Genomic DNA, 20,557 nt, shown 5'->3' with positions numbered 1-20,557 from the left:
GGTGGGGATTGTCAGGGATATCAGCGGTTCAGATCAGTTGCCCATCTACTCAGCAATCAGAGCAACATCCAGCGTCAGCCGCCAAAGTCATCGAGCAGTATGTTATCGCGCTCAACGCCCAGGCTCTCCAACATGGCAATAACAGAGCTGTTCATGATTGGCGGGCCGCACATGTAAAACTCACAGTCTTCCGGCGCCTTGTGCTGCTTTAAGTAGTTCTCATACAGCACGTTATGGATAAAGCCGGTGTAGCCAGTCCAGTTATCTTCCGGCAGTGGCTCAGAGAGCGCAATATGCCATTCGAAGTTAGGGTTTTGGGCGGCAAGACCATCGAAGTCCTCCTGATAGAACACTTCACGCAGGGAGCGGGCGCCGTACCAGAAGCTCATCTTGCGCGATGTTTTCACCCGCTTGAGCTGGTCGAAGATATGGCTTCGCATCGGCGCCATACCGGCACCGCCGCCGATAAACACCATTTCGGCGTCTGTCTCTTTGACGAAGAACTCACCGAAGGGGCCGGAAATAGTCACCTTGTCGCCGGGCTTCAAGTTAAAGATGAAGGATGACATCTGTCCCGGTGGCAACTCAGGGCTTGGCGGCGTGGCAATACGCACGTTAAGCATGATGCGGCCCTTTTCTTCCGGATAGTTGGCCATGGAGTAGGCGCGCATCACTTCGCTATCTACCTTGGACACCAGATTAAACAGGCCGTACTTTTCCCAGTCATCGCGGAAGATTTCCGGAATATCAAAGTCTTTGTAATGCACTTGGTGGGCGGGGGCTTCAATCTGAATATAACCACCGGCCTTGAAGTCCACTTCTTCGCCTTCTGGCACCTTCAGCAGCAGCTCCTTGATGTAAGTAGCAGTTGAGCGGTTGGAAATCACCTCACACTCCCACTTCTTCACCCCGAAGATTTCTTCATCGAGCTCAAGATCCATATCGGACTTCACCGCCACCTGGCACGCCAGACGGCAACCCTCTTTAGCCTCTTTCTTGGTGATATGGTCAAGCTCGGTAGGCAGGATATCACCGCCACCGGATTTGACCTTCACCCGGCACTGACCGCAGGTACCGCCGCCGCCACAGGCAGAAGGCACGAAGATGTTTTTACCGGCCAGGGCGCCCAAAAGCTTGCCACCGGCGGGCACGGCCACGCTTTTATCGCTATCGTCGTTGATACGCAGCTGCACGTCGCCGCTTGCCACCAACTTGCTGCGGGCAATCAGGATGACCGCCACCAGGATGCACACCACCACGGTGAACATGCCCATTCCAATCGTCATTTCCATGGATGTTCCTCCGTTACAGGCTGATACCGGCAAAGGACATAAAGCCCAGCGCCATCAGCCCTGTGGTGATAAAGGTGATACCAATGCCCTGCAACCCTTCGGGGATGGCATTGAACTTGAGCCGCTCACGAATACCGGCCAGCAGCACAATGGCCACCGCCCAGCCGGTACCGGCACCGGCGGCAAACACCGCTGACTCGGTCAGGGTGTAGTCGCGGTTGGCCATAAAAATCACCCCGGCGAAGATGGCGCAGTTTACCGTCAACAGTGGCAGGAAGATCCCCAGCGTCTGGTACAGCACCGGCATAAAGCGGTCGAGCACCATCTCAAGAATTTGCACCAGCGCCGCAATCACCCCGATAAAGGTGATGAGCTGCAGGTAGGACAAATCCAGCTCAGGGAAGCCGGCCCACGCCAGGGCGCCCGGCTTAAGCACGGCCACGTAAATCAGCTGATTGAGCGGCACCGCCAGTACCATCACCACAATCACGGCAATACCGAGACCAAGCGACGTAGATACCTTCTTCGACACCGCGAGGAAGGTACACATGCCGAGGAAGAAAGACAGCGCCATGTTGTCGATAAATGACGCCTGGATAAACAGATTAATGTAGTGTTCCATGACGTTATCCTCAGGCCTTGGCGCGCTTGCGCTGAGCTATGTTAACCACCCAGATGATGACGCCAATCAGGAAGAAGGCGCTGGGGGGCAGCTTGAACATCTCGTTGGGCAGATACCAGCCGCCCTGCTCTATGGTCTTCAAAATGCTGTGACCAAACAGGGTGCCAGAACCCAAAAGCTCACGCACAAAGGCGACGCTCAGCAGGATAAAACCGTAACCGGCGGCATTGCCGATGGCATCCATCACCGACAGGTGTGGCGGCTCTTTCATGGCAAAGGCTTCGGCGCGGCCCATCACGATACAGTTGGTGATAATCAGACTCACAAACACCGACAGCTGCTTGGATAAGTCCGGCGCCACGTCCTGAAGCACCATATCCACCACAATCACCAGCGAGGCGATAATGGTCATCTGGGCGATGATGCGCACGCTGTTGGGGATAAAGGCGCGAATAAGCGAGATAAAGAAGTTGGAGCACACCAACACAAAGGTCACCGCCAGTGTCATCACCAGCGCGGTTTGCATGGAGTTACTCACCGCCAGGGCCGAACAGACCCCCAGCACCTGCATAGCCACCGGATTATTGGCAAACACCGGGCGCATCAGGAGTTCACGATTGGATAATACAGCGCTCATCTCACACCCCCGCCGCTTTCAGCTTGTCGATAAAGGCATCAAAGCCTTCAGGACCAAACCAGAACTGCACCGCCTTGGCCACGCCCGCACCTGTGCGGGTGGCACCACTTACACCATCGACGGCACTCTTGTCTCCGGCCTTGGCTTCGCCCTTCACAATCTTGAAGGCCACATCGCCCTTGGCGTTGAAGATTTGCTTGCCCTGCCATTTGGCGAGCCAGTCGTCGTGGTTAATAAAGTCGCCGATACCCGGGGTTTCACCGTGCTCGTAGAACACAGCGCCTGTGATGGTATTGAGGTCGGCCTCAATACCCACAAAGCCGTAGATAATCGACCACAAACCCTTGCCATACACCGGCAGCACCAGCGCCTGCAGCTCGCCCTTGTCGTCCAGCACTTTGAAGATGCGGATTTCATTGGCGCGGGTCTTGATACGGGCGGTGTCTTTGGCAATCTTGCTGGAGGTATCCGGGTTGATAGCCGCCATACGCTCGTCATAGTCAAGGATGTTGTCACGCTCATGCATCTCGCCGCTGGCAAGGTTCACCATCACCGGGCGCACCCGCGCTTCGAAGGTGGCTTTGACATCACTGACATCCTTGATGTCAGCCGCCACCAGCACGTTTTGCATCAGCTCGTTGCGCTTTTTCACCAATTTGCGCTCCTTGAGCACATCGGCGGTGCCGGTGATCATAAAGGAGCAAACCAGGCACAGGACGACCGTGAAGGTCATGGTGCCGAGAACACTGTCTTTGTTAAAGGCCATTGCGCTTCAGCCTCCGTTTGATATTGAATCTTGCCACCAGCGAATCCAACACAGGCGCCCACAGGTTGGCGAACAGAATCGCCAGCATGATGCCCTCGGGCTGCTTAACGTTGGCCACGCGGATAAGAATGGTCATGGCGCCCACCAGGATGCCGAACATCAGCTTGCCGGGACGGGTGTAGGCGGTGGTCACAGGGTCGGTTGCCATAAACATCATCCCCAGCGCAAAGCCGCCGGTGACCAGATGCCAGGTCCAGGGCATGGCCGCCATGGCACTTTTACCGTCGCCAAACACATTGAACAGCAAGGATGTGGCGATGGCGCCAATAAGCACGCCCACCACAATGCGCCAGTCGGCGAGACGGGTAAGGATAAGCAAGAGACCACCGGCAAAAATCGCCAGTGCCGAGGTTTCACCAATGGCGCCCACTTCGAAGCCTAAGAAGGCATCCCACCAGGCGGCGTCGTTAAAGGCGTGGTACCAGGGGTATTCGGCAAACTTCATCTTGTTGGCAGCAACCTGCGCCAGGGTAGTGGCCGAGCTGTAACCGTCTACCGCTACCAGCTGCGCCGAGGTAGTCACTTCGCTTGGGTAGGCAAAATAGATAAAGGCCAGACCCGCCAGCGCCGGATTCAGGAAGTTGTAACCCATGCCACCGAACAGCTCTTTGGCAACAACCACACCAAAGCTGATGCCCATCACCACCAGCCACAGGCTGATATTGGCGGGCAAACACAGGCTGAACAGCAGCGCGGTAACAAAGAAGCCTTCCTGCATTTCCTGACGCCTGGCCCGGGCAAACACCATTTCCCAGAAGATGGTGGTGGTAAGCGCCGCCAGATAAATCGGCAGGTAATAAATAAAGCCGTACGCCATCAGACCAAAGATGCCAGTGCTTTCAGTCAAACCGCCGAAAATGGCGTTGTAAAAGCTCTGATGCCAGGTATCCAGCGGCGCGCTGCCCGCCAGAATCGCAATTTGCGCCTGCAAGCCAGTGTTGTAGATGCCAAACAAAATAGCAGGCAGTAGACACAGACCCACCAGGGTCATGGTGCGCTTCACTTCAATGGCATCACGCACGTGCACCGTATCCTGGGTGCTGGCGCCATGGCCGATAAACAGCGAACGGAAATAGTCTTTAATCGTGTGTCCGGGAGCGTAGTAAGCGTCCTGGGCACTGGGTTTCTTCATGGGCTTGCTCATTAGCCTTCCCTCTCGATAATCGTCAGGCAGGCGCGAAGCTCCTGGCCAAAATCGTACTTACTGGGGCAGACGAAGGTGCACAGGGCCAGATCTTCTTCATCCAACTCCAGTGCGCCCAAAAGCTGCGCCTCGTCGGTGTCACGCACCACTAGATCCCGCACCAGCAAGGTGGGCAGAATATCCAGCGGCATCACCCTATCCAGCTGGCCAAAGGCCATCATGGCGCGCTTGGCACCGCCGGTGTGGGTGGTCATGTCGTAGAGTTTCTTGGGCAAAAAGCGCGACAGCACGGTTCGGGTAATGGAGAACTTGTCCCGGCCCAGGCGTACCCAGGGCAGGAAGTGCTCACTGTCATCTTCAGTGACAACCGAAATTTGCGGGTGGAAGCGGCCTAGGAAGTCGAACGCGCCTTCGGCGGTGTGGCCGGAAAGCACAGAGCCGGAGACCACCCGGGAATGGACTTCGTCTTTCAGCTCGCCTTTGACGATATCGCTGACCTTGGCACCCAGCACAGTGGCAATCAGCCTTGGCTTAAGCACGTTGGGGCCGGCGAGCGCCACAATGCGGCGGTTATCCAGCTGTCCGGTGGTAAAGAGACGGCCAACCGCCATCACGTCCTGATAGCCGATATGCCATACCTGACGCTCCATACTGACTGGCATCAGCATATGAATGTGAGTGCCCACCAACCCGGCAGGGTGCACGCCCTGGAATCTGTGGGTCTGCACCCGTGGCAGCTCGGCGCCCGGCAGGGTATCGTGGCGACCGTCCTGACACAAGAACACCGGCCCGTCGGTGAGCTGAGTAAGTACCTGCATACCGGCGGCAAAGGCATCGACGTCGGTATTGATAATTACCCGCGGATCGGCCGCCAGCGGATTGGTGTCCACGGCGGTAACAAACAAGCCAGCTGGCACTGAGCCCGGCTTGGGCGCGCGGGAAAATGGACGGGTGCGAAGTGCAGTCCACAGGCCACTTTGCAGCAGCTTGTCCTGCACCTGCTCACGGGACAGGGCGGCAAGGTTTGCCTCGGCACCAAAGTCGATTGCCTCGTCGGAGCCATCACAATCGATGACCACCGACAGCAACATACGCTTCTCGCCCCGATGGATTGCAGAAACAACCCCGGCGCAGGGCGCGGTAAAACGCACACCCGGGTTGCTCTTGTCTTCAAACAGCGCCTGACCCTTGATGACCCGCTCGCCCTCTTCCACCAGCATGGAAGGCTTAAGCCCTACATACTCCTTGCCAAGCAAGGCCAACTGGGAAGGTTTGGCGGCGAGGTCAATCTCTTGCCTTGGCGCACCGGCAATGGGCACATCCAGGCCCTTTTTCACTGTGATTATCGCTTCGGAATAATCTGCCATGATTGCGGTCGCTCTCTCGGAAAATACACTACGAGCGATCGTACGCATTCAGGCAAAAAATTTCCGTCAACCACATCACAATTGGCCCAAAAGTGAAAGTTAACTACAAAAGACCACAAAACAGCGCTGTTTTTAGCCAATTATGGCTGTGACCTATGCCTTAATGTCATAAAATTACACAAATTCAGTTAAATTTAATTAATGTAAATATCTATATTTTACATATAGATATAGCAATTCACGCGATCTGTATCACTGAATTTTACTAAGGCAAAAGCCCCCATTTGGTGAAAATCAACCTCAGTCTCCCCCGCCCCGCAGCGCCCTAACCCCGGGTGATCGAGCTCTCAATTCCGACATAAAGCCTGCGTGACCTGCTAGACACCCAGAGCCGATTCCATGACCACTGCCTACAATCCGGCACATTTTGACCCAGACTTTTCGGCATCATACTCAGGTTGTATATAACCGGCGGATATATATAAAGGCGAAATAGTATACGGAATACTTGCCTTTATTAGAGGAAGCCAATATGTTTGCCAAAAAAAATGACAGCGTTGTCTAAATAAGAAAATCACAAACAAACAACGGGATACAATCTACATGTCAATTACCCCTGAGTATGCAAGGAAGCACCCTGACATCCCCGCAGCACAACAAGGCTTTACCCTCATAGAACTGATGATAGTAGTAGCCATCGTCGGCATTATTGCCGCCATTGCCCTGCCTTCGTATCAGGAACATTTGAAAAAGGGCCGCCGTTTCGATGCCCAGCAGCAGCTGGTCAGCCTGTCCCATACACTGGAGCGCAACTTCTCCCGCGAAGGCGTTTACCCGGACACCCTGGCGTCCCTGCCCAGCGACAAGTTTTACACCTACTCCTACACCCAGGTAGACGGACAGAGTTTTGTGCTGAAAGCCGCCCCAAGCAGCCACCAAAATGACGGCTGTGGTGCCCTGACACTGGATCAAAAAGGCACCGAAGGCGCTTCCAAAACCGGCTGTTGGGAGTAACTAAATGAAAAATAACAAAGTAGCAGGCTTAAGCCTGGTGGAACTCATGGTGGTTATCGCCATGATTGGCATTCTGGCCGCCATCGCCCTGCCCTCTTATAACAAGCTGGTGCAAAGCGAGCGTCTTACCGCCAGTGCCAACCGGCTGCAATCCGGATTCAAGTTTGCCCGCTCCGAAGCCATCAAGCGCGGTGAAACCGTGGCTATGTCAGTACAAAACGACTTAAGCATTAAGGTGTTGGCGGCAGATTTAACCGAACTCAGGCTGATTGCCGCCCCCGACACAGGCGTCACCATCGAGGGCCTTGCCGATATGGTTATCTCACCGCTTGGCACCACCACCGCCGCCAATATTCTGCTGGCCAACAGTGACCGGGATCTGCGTCTGTGCATTTTACGCAGTGGTCAAAGCCTGCTGGGCGGAGGGAACTGCCCATGAAAACTCAACAAGGCTTTACCCTGACCGAAGTTATGGTGTCGCTGGTGATTTCAGTGGTCGCGCTGCTGGGGCTTGGCAAGGCGCAGCTGCAATCGCTGAAGCATGCCAATAACGGCTTTTATTACACCCAGGCGAGTATTCATGCCCAGAACGTTTCCGAACGGCTGTGGCTTAAGGCCTGTGAATTTCAGCAAAATCCGGCCGCATTTACCAATGCCGCCTACCGCGCTTCGCTCCAGCCCGGTAGCCGTTTCAATCTGGTTTTGCCCGATGCCTTTGCCAACCAAATGGCGGTTGAGGTCAACTGGCAGGACAGCCGCATCGAAGACGGCAACAGTGTCAGCCTCAATCTGACTTTTCCGGAGTTCTGCCAATGATGCGCCTTCATTCCATGCGGGGCATGACCCTGACCGAACTCATGGTGGCCATGGTGCTGGGACTGCTGATAAGCCTGGCAGTCATCAACCTTTACACCCCACTCAAGGCCACGGTCGCCGAGAGCAAGCGGCTTGAGAGCGCGAGCGAAAGTTTGCGTCTGGTGACATTGCATCTGGGCCGCAGCATTCGCCACGCCGATGCCATTACCGCCATCACCCAGACCCAGCTTGGCCTTGAGATAAAAGTGGGCCCAGGGCAGGAAACCCAAAGTTGCCTCGATAACCAGATGACGGCGGATTTCAGCGAAACCTACCGCTTCGAAGCGCCCAACCTCTACTGCGATGACGGCAGCGGCGAGCAGCTGTTGATGAGCCAAATCATCGATTTGCGCTTCAGCCGCAGCGGTGCCCTGATGTCTGTCGCCTTAAGCCCCACAGGCGCGCCCGAACATCTGCAAACCACCCAAATCGACATCGCGATGCGTAAGCCAATCTGGCAAGCCGCGGTCAGTGCACCTTAACCCAGGGAAGGAGTTAACATGCGCATTCACGCCCAAGCCTCCCGCCAGCGAGGCGCTGTATTGCTGGTAGTGCTGGTGTTCAGCATCATGGCGACTTTATTAGTGGTCACCAACCTGAAAGACAACCTGGTTCAGGAGCGTCTCGCCGGTAACTTTCAAAAGCAGCTCAACGCCCGCTACACCGCTGAGCAAGGCATGTACGAGAGCTACAACCGCCTTAAAGCCAAGTTGAAAACCCACCCCAAGAGCACGCTGGAAAACCTCAAAGACGCGCTCCCCGGCCGTGCCAACGGTAAGGTGCGTGGCAGTCACTTTGAAACCCGCAATCATCGTATTCCGGCGCCGGGGCTGTTGATGCTGGCCAGCCGTGGCCATCACCTCGAGGGCGCCGCCGGGCTGAACGTGGCCTTTGCACTGCAGGCCATTCCCGGCAATGAAATCTACGAGGATGCCGTGGTGGCCTGCGACGGGATCAGCCTCAAAGGCAGTGGCACCATCGACAGCTATGACTCGGGCAAAGGCGCCTACGGCGACAACAATAAGGGGCGCAACGCCAACGTGGGCACCATCTCGGCCAACGCCGATGTCATCCTCGATGGTCACTCCCCCATCGAAGGCAATGTGCGCGCCACCGGCGATGTCAGTCTTAAAGGCTCCTCGCCGGTCAGTGGCAATGTGCATGCCAGCGGCGATGTCATCATTTCCTCGGGCTCTGGCCTCAGGGTCGATGGCAATATTCGCAATGGCGGCGACTTCAGCCTCAATGGCGGCATAGTCTCGGGCTCGGTGCATACCAATGGCAATGCCTTGATGGACTGGAGTACCGAGATAAGCAGTGGTGAACTGCTCTATGGTGGTCAGGGCACCTTCCGCGACGATGAAGACAAAGTCTTTGAAGGTGCGGACCACAGGGTCAACCCGAATGTGCCCGAGGTGGCCACCAGCAGCTGCGACCCCATTAACATGCCGGAGGTGATGGCGAAATTGGCAGGCACCTTCAATGATGGCCCTCTTGCCGTTGCGGCCAACGATGTACTCGACTTAACGCCACTGGGTTCAAGCCACGAAAACACAGGCAATGGCAAAGGCAAAGGCAAAGGCGGCGGCCCTATTCCGCCCATGACCCCGAGAAAAGCCGATGTGCTCGGCGACAAGGCGCCTGTGTATCGCTTCGACAGCCTGAATATGAGCTCAAACGGCATTATCAATATCAGCGGCGGCGACGTAACACTGATTGTCGACGGCGACTTCAGTATGGCCGGCGACAACAAGCTGAATATTGCCGAGGACTCAAGCCTGACCATCATAGTGGGCGGCAAAGTCAGCCTGGGCGCGGGTGCCAAGGTCACGGCGCAAAAAGAGGGTATTCGTGACAACGGCAAAATCGCCATGTCGCTCTATTCTGCCTACGATGGCGCCGATGGCATCACTATCAGTGGCGCAACGCCGATTTACGCCGCCATGTACGCCCCACTGACCGATGTAAAACTCTCCGGCAGCGGCGCACTCTATGGTGCCGTGCGCGGCAAAACCATCTCAGCCTCCGGTGGCAGCGGCATCCACTATGATGAAGCCCTGGGCCTGGCCGACCTGGGTGAAGACCACGGCAAACCACCTTTGCTGGCGCTGCGGGATTGGCTGTGGCTATAAGCCAATGGCAGGCCTGATTGCCATGGTTTCAATAAGGGCCCTTCGGGGCCTTTTTTGTTATCAAACCACCGCAAACTACCTACAAAGCAATAACCAAACAAGAATCACTTTCATTTAAGCCCTTCATTTTTAAGACTCGTTTAAGCCCATTGGCGAGCCCCTGCAATAGCTCGGTTTGCCTGCGTGTCTGGTTAAATTTCAAACTGAGAAGCAGATCACGCTCAAAAACATGATCTGGGTCTACAAACCCCTCCGATACCTCCTAGTGGGTATACCCACAAAAATAGCAAGGTCTAGACTCGAAGCTATCCTATTGACCCTGCGGGGTCAGTTTCCATGAGCCAGGTTCAAGTGAGCTAATGTCATGACACAGGAATATCACGTCACCAGTCTGGTGGTGCATGCCGCCCCCAGCCAGGCCAATACCATCGCCAGGACCATTGAAATCCTGCCCGGCGCCGAGGTTCATGCCACCAGTCCCGAAGGCAAGTTGGTGGTGACCCTGGAAGGGTCCACCCAGCGAGCCATTCTCGACAATGTCGAGGCCATCAACGCCCTTAACGGGGTGCTATCCAGCAGTCTGATCTATCACCAGTCAGAGCAAGAACAACAAGTGAGTGAGGAAACACCATGAGCATAAGCCGTCGCGAGTTTCTAAAAGCCAATGCCGCCGTGGCCGCGGCAACGGCCGTGGGTGTCACCCTGCCAGTGAAAGTGGTTGAAGCCGCTGAGCAGAAAGACAACATCAAATGGGACAAGGCGCCCTGCCGTTTCTGCGGCGTGGGCTGTTCGGTGCTGGTTGGCACCCGGGACGGCAAAGTGGTTGCCACCAAGGGCGACCCCGAAAGCCCGGTCAACAAGGGCCTGAACTGCATCAAGGGCTACTTCCTGTCGAAAATCATGTACGGCAAAGACCGTCTGGACACGCCGCTTTTGCGGATGAAAGACGGCAAGTACGACAAGAACGGCGAATTCACCCCGGTGAGCTGGGACGTAGCGCTGGACACCATGGCCGACAAGTGGAAAGCCAGCCTCAAGGCCAAGGGCCCAACCTCAGTGGGCATGTTCGGCTCGGGCCAGTGGACCATTTGGGAAGGCTATGCCGCCGCCAAGCTGCACAAGGCCGGTTTCCTCACCAACAACATCGACCCCAATGCCCGTCACTGCATGGCCTCGGCCGTGGGCGCCTTTATGCGTACCTTCGGTATCGACGAGCCCATGGGCTGTTATGACGACCTCGAAGCCGCCGACCACTTTGTGCTCTGGGGCGCCAACATGGCCGAGATGCACCCCATACTATGGGCGCGTCTGTCTGACCGTCGCCTGAGCAACCCAACCGGCAAGGTGCATGTGCTCTCGACCTTCGAGAACCGCTCCTTCGATTTGGCCGATAACCCCATGGTGTTCCGTCCGCAAACGGACATGGTGATCCTGAACTTTATCGCCAACTACATCATCCAGAACAAGGCCGTAAACAAAGACTTTGTCAGCAAGCACACCAAGTTTGCCCTCGGCGTAACCGACATAGGTTATGGTCTGCGCCCTGACCACCCGCTCGAGATGAAGGCCAAGAACCCCGGCAACGGCAAGTCCACGCCAATCTCCTTCGACGAATACGCCAGGTTTGTCAGCACCTATACCCTGGAATACGCCAGCGAAATGAGTGGTGTACCCGCCGAGCGTCTGGTCGAACTGGCCAAGGCCTATGCCGACCCAAGCGTGAAGGTGATGAGCCTGTGGACCATGGGTGTGAACCAGCATACCCGCGGTGTGTGGACCAACAACATGATCTACAACATCCACCTGCTGACCGGCAAAATCGCCACCCCGGGCAACAGCCCCTTCTCACTCACCGGCCAGCCATCGGCCTGTGGTACCGCCCGTGAAGTGGGTACCTTTGCCCACCGTCTGCCCGCCGACATGGTGGTGGCCAACGACAAGCACCGTGCCGTCACCGAGAAAATCTGGCAGTTGCCTGAAGGCACCATTCCGCCCAAGCCCGGCTTCCACGCCGTGCTGCAAAGCCGGATGCTCAAAGACGGCAAGCTGAACTGCTACTGGACCATGTGTACCAACAATATGCAGGCTGGCCCCAACATCAACGATGAAATCTACCCGGGCTTCCGTAACCCGGAAAACTTCATCGTGGTATCAGACCCTTATCCAACGGTGACTGCCATGGCCGCCGACCTGATTTTGCCTACCGCCATGTGGGTGGAAAAAGAAGGTGCCTACGGTAACGCTGAGCGCCGTACCCATATGTGGCACCAGCAGGTGAAGGCACCGGAAGGCGCCAAGTCTGATCTGTGGCAGCTGCTGGAATTTGCCAAGCGCTTTACCGTGGATGAAGTCTGGCCCGCCGAGCTGCTGGCCAAGAAGCCAGAATACGCCGGTAAGAGCCTGTATCAGGTACTGTTTGCCAACGGCGTTATCGACAAGTTCCCAAGCTCCGACTGCAAAGGCGAGCTGAACGATGAGTCCGAGCACTTCGGCTTCTATGTGCAAAAGGGCATCTTCGAAGAATACGCCACCTTCGGTCGTGGCAAGGCCCACGATCTGGCCGCCTTCGACGACTACCACCCAACCCGCGGCCTGCGCTGGCCCGTGGTGGATGGCAAGGAAACCCTGCGCCGCTTCGTTGAGGGGGCTGACCCCTATGTGAAGGCCGGTGAGGGCTACAATTTCTATGGTAAGCCTGACGGCAAAGCGGTGATTTTCGCCCTGCCCTACGAGCCTGCCGCCGAAGAGCCGAACGAGGAATACGATCTGTGGATGAGCACAGGCCGGGTACTGGAACACTGGCACACAGCCTCCATGACAGCCCGGGTGCCTGAGCTGTACCGCGCCTACCCTGACGCGCAGATTTTTATGCACCCGGAAGATGCCAAAGCCCGTGGCCTGAACCGTGGCGACGAGGTGATTGTGGCCTCGCCAAGGGGCGAAGTGAAGACCCGTGTCGAAACCAAGGGCCGCAACAAGCCACCCCGTGGCGTGGTGTTTATGCCCTTCTTCGACGCCCGTCAGTTGGTGAACAAGCTGCTGCTGGACGCGACCGATCCTCTGTCAAAAGAGACAGACTTCAAGAAGTGTCCGGTGAAGGTGATGAAGGCCTGATAAGGCCGGAATACGCCAAGGCCGTGAACGGGAGAGCACTATCATGACCAGACAACAGAACAAGACCAAAGGCATAAACCGGCGCCAGTTTTTGGCGACGACCGCCCGGCTGTCCTGCGCTGTTGCTCTGGCCGGGGGCGGCATTGCCACAGTCGCCAAATCACAGCCACTGGGTCCCCAGGCCATAAGGCCGCCGGGGGCGCTGACTGAGCAGGATTTCCTGTCGGCCTGTGTGCGCTGTGGCTTGTGTGTTGAAGCCTGCCCCTACGATACCTTGAAGCTCGCCCGCTGGTTTGAACAGGCGCCCACAGGTACGCCCTGGTTTGAGGCCCGTAAGGTGCCCTGTGAGATGTGTGATGATATCCCCTGCATCAAGGCCTGCCCCAGCGGCGCCCTTGAGCAGGCGCTCACCGACATCGACCAGGCCAAAATGGGCATAGCGGTACTGATTGATGAGAAAAACTGCCTGAACTTCAAGGGGCTCAGATGCGATGTCTGTTACCGGGTTTGCCCGCTGATAGACACCGCCATCACCCTTGAGCGCTCCCGCAACGAGCGCAGCGGCCATCACGCCATGTTTATCCCTGTTGTGCATCCGGACGCCTGTACCGGCTGCGGCAAGTGTGAACATGCCTGCGTGCTGGACGAAGCGGCCATCAAGGTACTGCCACCCCATATCGCCATGGGTAAAACCGCCGATCACGACACCTATATCGACACCGAAAACACAACCCTGGAGATGTTGAATAAGGGGTTTGAACTATGAGCACAGCCAAGGTAAACCAGGCACGCTTTGCCGAGGATGCCATCCGTGAGCTCGGTTGGTGGAAGGCGCATCGCTTTTTGCTGCTGCGCCGGGCCTCTCAGCTGACGGTGCTGGCACTGTTTGCCATCGGCCCTCTGTTTGGGCTGTGGCTGCTCAAGGGCAACCTCTCATCCAGCTTGCTGCTCGATACCATCCCCATGGCCGATCCACTGGTCACACTGCAGCTGCTTACCTCTGGCCATGTGCCCGAGGCCAGCCTGATGATTGGCGCGGCCATTATCGGCCTGTTTTATGCGTTGATGGGGGGGCGGGTGTTCTGCAGTTGGGTGTGTCCGGTGAACATGGTGACGGATCTGGCGGCTTACCTTCGCAGACGCTTTGCCCTGCCAAGAACTCCGGAGCTGCCGCGCCAGCTGCGCTACTTTATGTTGGCGCTGGTGCTGCTGTTGCCTGTGGTGACGGGCATCGCCGCCTGGGAGTGGCTCAACCCAGTGCCCGTACTTTACCGCGCAGTGCTGTTTGGCGCAGGTGCAGGGCTTGGGCTGCTTGTCGCCATCTTCCTTGCGGATCTCTTGCTGGTCGAGCGGATGTGGTGCTCGCACCTGTGCCCCAGCGGCGCCCTGTTTGCCTTACTGGGTAAACTGAGTCCGGTGAAGATGACTGCGGTGAATGCCAAAGACTGCAACAACTGCATGGATTGCTTCGTGGTCTGCCCCGAGCGTCAGGTGCTCAAACCCGCCCTCAAGGGCCAAAGCCCAATCATCGCAGACAGTGATTGCACCCAGTGCGGCCGCTGTATCGATGTGTGTGCCAAAGGCGTATTCCAGTACAAGAACCGATTTACATTCCAGGATAATCCTTTACAGAAAAGCCCCCGAATTGCCAAGAAGGCGGAGAACGAACAATGAAAAAAGTACTCACCTTAGCTGCGCTGTTTGTCGCCATCGCCGGTTGCAGCGGCCAGAATGCCCCCGTAAATAATGAGCCGGTGAACATCCAGTCGCTGGCGGGAAATGCTGAGCTTACCGATGTGCGCCCGGCCGATGCGCTGCCCACCTACCCCAAGCGTGGCACTGCCATCGAGCGTAACTACATAGAGCAGCCACCGCTTATTCCCCACAAGGATGACTACGCCATCAGCTTAAATAAAAATGGCTGTATGAACTGTCACAGCTGGGAAAAAGCACCGCGGATGAAGGCTACCCCGGTAGCCAAGTCCCACACAGTGGATGCCAAGGGCACCCTGAATGGTCAGAACTACTTCTGTACCCAGTGCCACGTAGCCCAGGCCGACAACAAGACCGAACTGGTGGAAAATACCTTCAGCACCAAATAAGTCGGTTGCCGTTAACAAAAAGCCCCGCAATCGCGGGGCTTTCTGTTTGCAGTGTTATTGGTTTAGGTCACTTATCACAGCGCCACCAAAGCAGCCTGTCACCATTTTCCAGCAATTCATCCGGTTGCCAACCCGCCTTAATATAAAAGGCTTCGGCACGGGTGCCGGGCTCAGTGGTCAGTTTTACCTCACACAGATGGTGCTCACGAAAGTAATCCATCATGGTCCGCAGCAGACTCCGGCCATAGCCACAACCTTCAGCGTGGGGAGCCACAAATAACGCCCACACACTGGCCTCCTCCCGATTGGCAATGGCAAACGCCTGAATCTGACCATTTTCCTCCACCACCCAGCCCCGGCCACTTTGCGCAATTTGCGGCAAATAATCGGCTTCGGTAATGGCGCTGCTGGTGAGACGGTTTTCCTTTACCGCCAGGCGAATGCGGTGCATGGCAGCAATATCTTTATCAGTGGCTTGTCTTAACATGTAGCTACCTGAGTTTAAAATCAAATCTGCTGCTGACCAAGGCTTTGGCGTGCGGCGGCCGCCAACGCCCGGTAGATGATGGTGGTGTGCTTGGCCTTGATATTCCAATGCTGCCAGTATAGAGCCACATCCATGCCAAGCCCGGGGCAAAGGTCAACTAAAGTACCTGCAGCAATGAGTTTGTCGGCCTGCAGATGCCCCACCAGCCCGTAGCCCAAGTGCTGCACTATGGCATCCAGAAAGCCTTCCGACGAGGGCACAGTATGCTGATAAAAACCATTGGCAGGCATGGAGAAATAGCTCGACAGAAAGCGCTCGTGCAGCCTGTCCTTGGTGGAGAAAATTACCGCCGGAGCCTGACTCAGGGCCTCGGAGGTCAGGCCGTCGGCAAAGAAGCGCTCAACAAATTCCCGCGTGGCCACGCAGCGATAATGCATCACCCCCAAAAATTCACTGGAGCAGCCCGCCATGGGCTCGGCAGTGGTGGTCACGCAGCCCACCGCATCGCCATTTTTTAACAGGTTATGGGTGTAAGACTCGTCATCCACTATCAGCTTCATCAACCAGCCGTAGCGGGCGAACAGCGGGCTTAACGCCGGTAAGAACCAGGTGGCGAGGCTATCGGCATTCACTGCGATGGCAATTTGGGTCGGCTTGCCCGGATCTTCGGCGTTAAGCTCACTGCCAAGCTCACTCTCAAGCAGTGCCACCTGGCGGTAATGGCGTAAAAGCCGTTTACCCGCAGGAGTTGGCGTTACTGGCACAGAACGAATGAGCAGCGACTGACCTATGCGCTCTTCAAGCTGACGAATGCGCTGTGATACCGCCGACTGGGTGATACACAGCACCTTGGCGGCACGCTCAAAACCACCTGCTTCTACCACTGCCGCCAGCGCCTTTAAATTGGTGTAATCCAGCATGCTTTCCCCTCAATCGCCAGCGCCTGTTAACAGACCCAAAACATCATAATAATTACTAATATCCCATAAAAAACATTAGTTATCTTAATTATTTTTTCTTGGATAAGCTGCGCTCAATTGCTACACAGCCGAGGAAAACCCAGTGGAAACCGCATTCGTTCAGGGGCTGGCCATAGGCGCCAGCCTTATCATCGCCGTTGGCGCCCAAAACGCCTTTGTACTCAAACAGGGGATAATGCGCGCCCACAGCCTGCCCATTGCTTTGACCTGCTCCATCATAGATGCGCTGATGATTGCTGCCGGGGTGGCCGGACTGGGGTCACTGGTGCTGGCGTTTCCGATGCTGAAACACGCTGCCAGCCTGGGCGGTGCGGCCTTCTTGATTTGGTACGGCACCAATGCCCTGAAGGCCTCCTTCAGCGATAAGGAAATGGATTTGTCCAAAGCCACAGGCGCGGGCAGCCTCAAGGCAGCGCTGATGACCACCCTCGCCATCAGCTTTTTGAATCCACACCTGTATCTGGATACCGTGGTGTTGCTGGGCTCCATCAGCACCCAGTTTTCCGGCCCCGACCGCCAGTGGTTTGGTGCGGGCGCGGTACTGGCCTCGTTTGTGTGGTTCTTTACCTTGAGTTTTGGCGCCAGACTGATGGCACCTATGTTTGCCAGGCCTGCCGCCTGGCGTTATCTGGACCGCTTTATCTTTGTGACCATGTACGCCATTGCCACCGCGCTGCTGTGGCCTTATCTGATGGCGCTACTGTAAATGCGGGGCGGCGTCAGGGCTGAACCGGCGCCTGCTCCATCACCGACAGCAACACCACTGTGATGCCATAGGTCAGCTGAAACGACAGCAGCATAACAAGAAAGCCGCCGACCACATAATTCGGCAGCGGCTTTTTCAGTAAATACCAACCGATAGACACCTGCGCCAGCGCCTGTATGGCGGCGATAGCCAAAAAGTGGCGCAGTTGCCACAGACCCTGTTGCCACTCGGGCAGCGCGGCCTGATAGCTGATAACGAAAGGAAACAGACTCAACAGCACAGTGGCGACAAATATTCCCTTTTTCCGCCAGGGCGCTAAGTCAGTCGCAAGCAGCGACGCTTTGATTTTATTCACAAACCTCTCCTTAGCTTGCTTTGCAAACCAGCACTGACTTCATCCGCTGTTTGGACTTTCATCGTCTCTGGCGGCTTCATTCTTCACAGCTTAAGTCTTCGCCAGAGCCGGTTGCAGCAGTTTGCCCCCACAAGGCAGCCAGCCTCCAGCACAACTATACTTGCAGAAACCCCTCCACAGACACAGACAATGGACAGAAAATTCATCATAACGGCGCTGGCTTACGCCATTATCGGCATGTGCCTTGGCATCTACATGGCCAAGTCAGGCGACCATGGTCACAGGGTCAGTCACGCCCATATCATGCTGGCAGGCTTCGTGGTGTCCTTTATCTATGGCCTGTGCCACAAGTTGTGGCTGCCGGGAGCATCTGGCGCCCTGGTACAGGCGCAGTTCTGGTTGCATCAAGTGGGAGTGCTGATGATGTCACTGGGGCTGTTTTTACTCTATGGCCAGCATATCGCAGTGGAAACCATCGACCCGATGCTGGCCATCTCTTCGCTAATGTTATTGCTTGGCATGGTGCTGATGCTGGTGCTGTTTATCAGGGCGCCAGCCACGCCCAGACCGGATTAACTCAGCGGCTGCCAATACTTAGGCTGGAACCCGCACCAAGGCCAAGGCGCCATACCCGGCCAAAGTGCTTGTAATGGCCCGCGGCGAGCCCGGCATCGCTGCCCATGCCGTGGTAAAGGTCGAGATGACCGCCATCCACGGCGCCGCCGGTATCCAGGGCCAGCAGCAATCTCAGTTCATGCTTGCCGGTCCAATTTCCTTCACCATCTAAAATAGGCACCTCGGCCAACAGGGGCGTGCCCATGGGCAACAAACGCTTATCGGCGGCTACTGCCGCCATTGGCAGCAGTGGAATACCGGCGCTGCCCAGCACATCCAGATTGGGGCGGGACTGGAAAAACACATAGGAGGGGTTTTGCGCCAGCACAGGGATGACCTTCTCTCTGGGGTTGGTGTCGGCCCAATCCTTGATGGCCTTGAGCGACATCTGCTCCCGAGGCACTTCGCCCGCTTCAATCAGCACCTTGCCGATGCTGCGATACGCATGGCCGTTTTTACCACCAAAACCTAGGTATTCCAGGCTGTTATCGTCGCCATAATGCACAAAGCCTGAGCCCTGAACCTCCATTAAAAAGGTATCGATAAGGCTGTCGCTGTAAGCAAGTTCCAGCCCCTGACCGGCCAGAGCCCCCTGCAAAATAGCTTCACGGTTTGGGCAGGGCGTTTTTTGTTTTACGCACGCAGGCACGCCGTAAAGCGGATATTGAAAGCGCTCGTCCGGCTCGTGGCGTACTTCCAGCACCGGGGAGAAATAACCGGTAAAAAGCACATGGCCCTGACGGTCCGCGCCACCAAGCTGCGCCGCTTCAATGCCAAAGTTACCCAGAGACAAAGGATCGCCGCCACTTTCAAGCCACTGTTGCAGCTGCTGATACACGGGGGCGTACTTGGTCGCAAGCCTTGGTGAGCGCTCGAGCACCAGACGGCTTTGGCCGGCAAAGGTGGTGTAATTGCGGTTTGCATCCGATTGCACTGTGCCAACCCAGTTCAGCGGCGCAGCCAGTTCGCCATCCAGATAGCGTTTGCCAAGCTCCCGATCGGGTTGGCTCGCACAGGCACTGATAAGGGCTGCGAGCATGAAACAACTGAGGAACTTAAGCGGGGCGTTTTTCACCTTGGACTCCAAACCGGCAAATATGGCTGCACCATGCCAAAAATCCCACCCAAAGGCAAAGCCATTTAGGCAAGCTCCTTCCGGCGACTGAGATCTGTTGGGGAGTCGCGCTTCAAGTGACCAATGCCAGCGGCGGAATTATTCACGCCAGCTGCCGCATTGAGGCCGGTTTTGGCTTGACTGGGACTGGTCAAATTTTTACCATACGCGGCCAGTTTTACAGAGGTGCCTATGGCGCAAATCACAGACCAAATTTCCCTCGCCGTCGCCACCCTTAATCGGGGTGAGCTGGTGGCTATGCCCACAGAGACTGTGTATGGCCTGGCGGCAGATGCCAGCAACGAAGAAGCTGTGGCCCGGGTATTTGCCTTAAAAGGCCGCCCGGCAACCAATCCATTGATAGTCCATCTTGCCGAAACCAGCTGGGTACACGACTGGGCCGCAGAAGCGGGCCCGGACGCCGAGGCGCTGATGGCCGCCTTCTGGCCGGGGCCGCTGACCCTGGTATTACCGGCAAAAGCGAATGTTTCCCGCGCCGTCACCGCTGGGCAGGACACTGTGGCGTTACGAGTACCGGCTCACCCACAGGCGTTGGCCTTGCTCGAAGGCTTTGGCCGCGCTCTGGTGGCCCCTTCAGCCAATAAGTACATGTCCATCAGCCCCACCAGCAGCGACCATGTGGCGCGCCAGTTTGCCGGGGATGAGCTGCTTATTCTCGAAGGTGGTCACTGTGAAGTTGGGCTGGAATCCACCATAGTGGCACTACTGCCCGGTGACGAACCCAGACTGCTGCGCCCCGGAATGGTGTCTGTGGCGAGCCTGGAAGCCGTACTCGGCAAGGCTGTGGTACAGCAAAGTGGCGGCGTGGTGGCCCCCGGGCAGCACCACAAGCATTATTCTCCCGGTTTGCCCTGCTTCCGCTACGATGCAGACACTGATGTCAGCCATCTGTATCAGGCCAGCGGTATCGGCTGGATTTTTTGCACCAATCCCCCCCCCGTCTCAGGCAAAGTCATTGAACTTGGCGCTAATCCCGACCTGTATGCCCAGGGACTCTACGATGCCCTCTATCGACTCGACCATGACGCCTTAAGTGCCATTTATATTGCCGAGCCACCGAAAGGGCCTGAGTGGCAGGCGGTACATAACCGTCTTGAGCGGGCGGCCAAGCCGCTTTAAGCCTGATCCAATAAAAAGGGGCCTTTCGGCCCCTTTTCAATTTGCAAACAGTTGT

23 protein-coding genes are annotated in these 20,557 nt (G+C 56.5%); 13 read left to right on the top strand and 10 right to left on the bottom strand.

Features of this window, described 5'->3' with window-relative positions; genetic code table 11:
* Window positions 1-74 precede the first annotated feature (74 nt).
* The 6 genes from nqrF to MJ923_RS09870 are packed head-to-tail and all read right to left on the bottom strand — an operon-like array spanning window position 75 to window position 5,888.
* Complete coding sequence (gene nqrF / locus MJ923_RS09895) at window positions 75-1,292, bottom strand: NADH:ubiquinone reductase (Na(+)-transporting) subunit F (protein ID WP_240590939.1); 1,218 nt, start codon at window positions 1,290-1,292, stop codon at window positions 75-77.
* A gap of 13 nt (window positions 1,293-1,305) precedes the next feature.
* Entirely contained in the window at window positions 1,306-1,914 is a 609-nt protein-coding gene (gene nqrE, locus MJ923_RS09890) for an NADH:ubiquinone reductase (Na(+)-transporting) subunit E (protein WP_011761084.1), read from the bottom strand.
* Window positions 1,915-1,924: 10 nt separating this feature from the next.
* Window positions 1,925-2,551: an NADH:ubiquinone reductase (Na(+)-transporting) subunit D gene (locus MJ923_RS09885; RefSeq protein WP_011761085.1), complete on the bottom strand. Its 627-nt coding sequence runs from the start codon at window positions 2,549-2,551 to the stop codon at window positions 1,925-1,927.
* 1 nt (window position 2,552) lies between these two features.
* Window positions 2,553-3,317 (bottom strand): Na(+)-translocating NADH-quinone reductase subunit C, encoded by a 765-nt coding sequence (locus MJ923_RS09880; protein ID WP_240590938.1) that lies wholly within the window; start codon window positions 3,315-3,317, stop codon window positions 2,553-2,555.
* Entirely contained in the window at window positions 3,307-4,521 is a 1,215-nt protein-coding gene (locus MJ923_RS09875; RefSeq protein WP_240590937.1) for an NADH:ubiquinone reductase (Na(+)-transporting) subunit B, read from the bottom strand. Before MJ923_RS09875 ends, MJ923_RS09880 begins: the two co-directional genes overlap by 11 nt.
* On the bottom strand, window positions 4,521-5,888 hold the full coding sequence (locus MJ923_RS09870; protein ID WP_240590936.1) for a Na(+)-translocating NADH-quinone reductase subunit A: 1,368 nt from the start codon (window positions 5,886-5,888) through the stop codon (window positions 4,521-4,523). Before MJ923_RS09870 ends, MJ923_RS09875 begins: the two co-directional genes overlap by 1 nt.
* A 603-nt stretch (window positions 5,889-6,491) precedes the next feature.
* Here MJ923_RS09870 and MJ923_RS09865 point away from each other — a divergent pair.
* The 10 genes from MJ923_RS09865 (at window position 6,492) to MJ923_RS09815 (ending at window position 15,105) form a co-directional block, all read left to right on the top strand.
* The gene (locus tag MJ923_RS09865; protein ID WP_240590935.1) at window positions 6,492-6,902 is read left to right on the top strand and encodes a type IV pilin protein; all 411 of its coding nucleotides are present in this window, start codon (window positions 6,492-6,494) and stop codon (window positions 6,900-6,902) included.
* A gap of 4 nt (window positions 6,903-6,906) precedes the next feature.
* Window positions 6,907-7,341: a GspH/FimT family pseudopilin gene (locus tag MJ923_RS09855; protein ID WP_276313053.1), complete on the top strand. Its 435-nt coding sequence runs from the start codon at window positions 6,907-6,909 to the stop codon at window positions 7,339-7,341.
* The gene (locus tag MJ923_RS09850) at window positions 7,338-7,718 is read left to right on the top strand and encodes a type IV pilus modification PilV family protein (RefSeq protein WP_240590934.1); all 381 of its coding nucleotides are present in this window, start codon (window positions 7,338-7,340) and stop codon (window positions 7,716-7,718) included. The genes MJ923_RS09855 and MJ923_RS09850 overlap by 4 nt, the downstream gene beginning before the upstream one ends.
* A complete protein-coding gene (locus tag MJ923_RS09845; protein WP_240590933.1) occupies window positions 7,715-8,239 on the top strand; it encodes a PilW family protein in 525 nt (174 codons plus the stop codon). Before MJ923_RS09850 ends, MJ923_RS09845 begins: the two co-directional genes overlap by 4 nt.
* Before the next feature lie 18 nt (window positions 8,240-8,257).
* Window positions 8,258-9,889, top strand: coding sequence for a DUF7305 domain-containing protein (locus MJ923_RS09840; protein ID WP_240590932.1), 1,632 nt, complete (start codon window positions 8,258-8,260; stop codon window positions 9,887-9,889).
* A gap of 364 nt (window positions 9,890-10,253) precedes the next feature.
* Entirely contained in the window at window positions 10,254-10,523 is a 270-nt protein-coding gene (locus MJ923_RS09835; RefSeq protein WP_240590931.1) for a chaperone NapD, read from the top strand.
* A complete protein-coding gene (gene napA, locus MJ923_RS09830) occupies window positions 10,520-13,003 on the top strand; it encodes a nitrate reductase catalytic subunit NapA (protein WP_240590930.1) in 2,484 nt (827 codons plus the stop codon). The genes MJ923_RS09835 and napA overlap by 4 nt, the downstream gene beginning before the upstream one ends.
* 43 nt (window positions 13,004-13,046) lie before the next feature.
* Window positions 13,047-13,769: a ferredoxin-type protein NapG gene (gene napG, locus MJ923_RS09825; RefSeq protein ID WP_240590929.1), complete on the top strand. Its 723-nt coding sequence runs from the start codon at window positions 13,047-13,049 to the stop codon at window positions 13,767-13,769.
* A complete protein-coding gene (napH, locus tag MJ923_RS09820; RefSeq protein WP_240590928.1) occupies window positions 13,766-14,677 on the top strand; it encodes a quinol dehydrogenase ferredoxin subunit NapH in 912 nt (303 codons plus the stop codon). Before napG ends, napH begins: the two co-directional genes overlap by 4 nt.
* A complete protein-coding gene (locus tag MJ923_RS09815; RefSeq protein ID WP_126168175.1) occupies window positions 14,674-15,105 on the top strand; it encodes a nitrate reductase cytochrome c-type subunit in 432 nt (143 codons plus the stop codon). The genes napH and MJ923_RS09815 overlap by 4 nt, the downstream gene beginning before the upstream one ends.
* Before the next feature lie 67 nt (window positions 15,106-15,172).
* On the opposite strand, the gene MJ923_RS09810 is transcribed toward MJ923_RS09815, so the two are convergent.
* Both MJ923_RS09810 and MJ923_RS09805 read right to left on the bottom strand, forming a co-directional pair.
* Complete coding sequence (locus MJ923_RS09810; protein WP_240590927.1) at window positions 15,173-15,592, bottom strand: GNAT family N-acetyltransferase; 420 nt, start codon at window positions 15,590-15,592, stop codon at window positions 15,173-15,175.
* A gap of 20 nt (window positions 15,593-15,612) precedes the next feature.
* Complete coding sequence (locus tag MJ923_RS09805; protein ID WP_240590926.1) at window positions 15,613-16,512, bottom strand: LysR family transcriptional regulator ArgP; 900 nt, start codon at window positions 16,510-16,512, stop codon at window positions 15,613-15,615.
* Between the two features lie 142 nt (window positions 16,513-16,654).
* On the opposite strand from MJ923_RS09805, the gene MJ923_RS09800 reads away from it, so the two are divergent.
* Window positions 16,655-17,278 carry a LysE/ArgO family amino acid transporter gene (locus MJ923_RS09800; RefSeq protein ID WP_240590925.1) on the top strand — a complete coding sequence of 208 codons (624 nt, stop codon included), beginning with the start codon at window positions 16,655-16,657 and terminating at the stop codon, window positions 17,276-17,278.
* Window positions 17,279-17,291: 13 nt separating this feature from the next.
* Here MJ923_RS09800 and MJ923_RS09795 read toward each other — a convergent pair whose 3' ends face one another.
* Complete coding sequence (locus MJ923_RS09795) at window positions 17,292-17,633, bottom strand: hypothetical protein (protein WP_240590924.1); 342 nt, start codon at window positions 17,631-17,633, stop codon at window positions 17,292-17,294.
* Window positions 17,634-17,822: 189 nt separating this feature from the next.
* Here MJ923_RS09795 and MJ923_RS09790 point away from each other — a divergent pair, with 189 nt between their 5' ends.
* On the top strand, window positions 17,823-18,209 hold the full coding sequence (locus MJ923_RS09790; RefSeq protein ID WP_240590923.1) for a TonB-dependent receptor: 387 nt from the start codon (window positions 17,823-17,825) through the stop codon (window positions 18,207-18,209).
* A gap of 1 nt (window position 18,210) precedes the next feature.
* On the opposite strand, the gene mltA is transcribed toward MJ923_RS09790, so the two are convergent.
* Window positions 18,211-19,323, bottom strand: coding sequence for a murein transglycosylase A (gene mltA / locus MJ923_RS09785; RefSeq protein ID WP_240590922.1), 1,113 nt, complete (start codon window positions 19,321-19,323; stop codon window positions 18,211-18,213).
* A gap of 231 nt (window positions 19,324-19,554) precedes the next feature.
* Between mltA and MJ923_RS09780 the strand changes: the two genes are divergently transcribed.
* Window positions 19,555-20,502, top strand: coding sequence for an L-threonylcarbamoyladenylate synthase (locus tag MJ923_RS09780; protein WP_240590921.1), 948 nt, complete (start codon window positions 19,555-19,557; stop codon window positions 20,500-20,502).
* The last annotated feature ends 55 nt before the right edge of the window (window positions 20,503-20,557 follow it).

The sequence above is a fragment of the Shewanella zhuhaiensis genome (assembly GCF_022484835.1).
In the GTDB taxonomy this organism is placed as follows: domain Bacteria; phylum Pseudomonadota; class Gammaproteobacteria; order Enterobacterales; family Shewanellaceae; genus Shewanella; species Shewanella khirikhana.
Note: the sequence above shows the minus strand (reverse complement) of the source record. Positions and strands in the feature narration are given on the sequence as shown.